Origin of the sequence: Streptomyces sp. MnatMP-M17 (genome assembly GCF_900091995.1) — a bacterium.
Lineage (GTDB): Bacteria > Actinomycetota > Actinomycetes > Streptomycetales > Streptomycetaceae > Streptomyces.
On sequence record NZ_FMDK01001144.1, the window covers coordinates 1 to 1,989 of the forward strand.

Genomic DNA, 1,989 nt, shown 5'->3' on the forward strand with positions numbered 1-1,989 from the left:
AGGCTGTTCACCTCCGCCCCACCGGTCACGCAAGCGGCTTGACACGATCATTGAGATTCCCTGGTTACCGCTCTGACACGTGAGCCGAATCGGGATCACGATAGGCGAAGGAAGCGGAGTAACCGGCATTCCCGAGCTTGTCTTCCAACCGGTTCGTCGGGGTTCGGTGCCGGACGGCAGACGGGAAACCTCCAGGCCCAACTCCCTGCGGGGCCGACCGTTCGAGCAGTACGTCGGCCGCCATCCCGGCCTGCTGCCGGACGCCCACGATCCGGTCGACGCCTGTGCGCTCCTGCCGGTGATCGCGTGACCACGGAAGCGGAGCCGAGCGGCGTCGACCTGGCCCGGTCGACAGCGTAGTCAGCGCCAAGTCAGCGCGGGAGAGGCGAGAACAGGTGATGACATGGGTCGCCCACGCACACCCCGGCGCTGAACTATGGTGTCCCACCACATGTGCCCTTGACCTGGGCATTCCTACGGTGTGGCGACACAACAACCGTCCCCGGACCCGCTCGGAAGTGGTGACCATGGCTGCCTCGGCATCCGCTCCCCCAACACCCAGCTCGCTCAAGCGCATCGTCGCCGCGAGTCTCATCGGCACGACCATCGAGTGGTACGACTTCTTCCTGTACGGCTCCGCCGCCGCTCTTGTCTTCAACAAGCTGTTCTTTCCCGACTCCGATCCGCTCGTCGGGACGCTGCTGTCCTTCCTCACCTATGCCGTCGGTTTTGCCGCGCGGCCCATCGGCGCGCTGGTCTTCGGGCATTTCGGCGACCGGCTCGGGCGTAAGAAGCTGCTCGTGCTGAGTCTGCTGATGATGGGAGGCGCGACCTTCGCCATCGGGCTGATGCCCACACATGCCACCATCGGTACGGCCGCCCCCGTGCTGCTGACCGTGTTGCGGCTGATCCAGGGCTTCGCGCTCGGTGGTGAGTGGGGCGGGGCCGTGCTGCTGGTGTCGGAGCACGGGGACGCCGAGCGGCGCGGATTCTGGGCCTCGTGGCCGCAGACCGGCGCGCCGGCCGGGCAGTTGCTCGCCACCGGCGTGCTCTCGGCGCTCACCGCGCTGCTCTCGGACGCCGCCTTCACCTCATGGGGCTGGCGCATACCGTTCCTGCTGTCCGGTGTGCTGGTGCTGGTCGGTCTGTGGATTCGGCTCTCCGTCGATGAATCCCCGGTCTTCAAGGCGGCGTTGGCCCAGGCCGAACAGCGCAAGGCCACGGCGGACACGGCCGAGAAAACACCGATCGTCTCCGTTCTGCGGCACCACTGGCGGGATGTACTGGTGGCCATGGGCGCGCGAATGGCGGAGAACATCAGCTACTACGTGATCACCGCCTTCATTCTGGTGTACGCGACGACCGCCGCCGAGGTGAGCAAGCAGACCGCGCTCAACGCCGTACTCATCGGCTCCGCCGTGCATTTCGCGGTGATCCCGCTCTGGGGCGCGCTGTCGGACCGTATCGGCCGCCGGCCCGTGTATCTGATCGGCGCGGTCGGCGTCGGCGCCTGGATGTTCCCCTTCTTCGCGCTGATCGACACCGCGAGCTTCGGCAATATGCTGCTGGCCGTCACGGTCGGGCTGGTGCTGCACGGTGCGATGTACGCGCCGCAAGCGGCCTTCTTCTCGGAGATGTTCGCCACCCGGATGCGATACTCGGGAGCCTCGATCGGCGCGCAGTTCGCCTCGGTGGCGGCCGGTGCGCCCGCGCCGCTCATCGCGACGGCGCTGCTCGCCGACTACGACAGCTCGACGCCGATCTCTCTCTATGTCATCGCCGCCGCGCTGATCACCGTTGTGGCGATCATCTGCGCACGGGAAACCCGGCAGCGCGATCTCACGGATGTCGATGCCGAGCCGGACTCCACGAAGGTGCCGACGCCGCGCCGGGCCGAGTCCGCGTCCGTACGTACGCCGCGCTCCTGACTCCGCCGCGCGGAGGTACGGGCGGGACAGGGCGGATCATGGCCGCCGGGCCGCCGCTGTC

The 1,989-nt window shown here is 67.7% G+C and carries 2 protein-coding genes; both read left to right on the top strand.

Translation table 11 applies throughout. The features are described from left to right. Positions 1-166: 166 nt before the first annotated feature. Positions 167-310 (top strand): hypothetical protein, encoded by a 144-nt coding sequence (locus GA0115259_RS40920; protein ID WP_161230590.1) that lies wholly within the window; start codon positions 167-169, stop codon positions 308-310. Positions 311-527: 217 nt separating this feature from the next. Next, the gene (locus tag GA0115259_RS37070) at positions 528-1,928 is read left to right on the top strand and encodes an MFS transporter (protein WP_093604916.1); all 1,401 of its coding nucleotides are present in this window, start codon (positions 528-530) and stop codon (positions 1,926-1,928) included. Positions 1,929-1,989 lie beyond the last annotated feature (61 nt).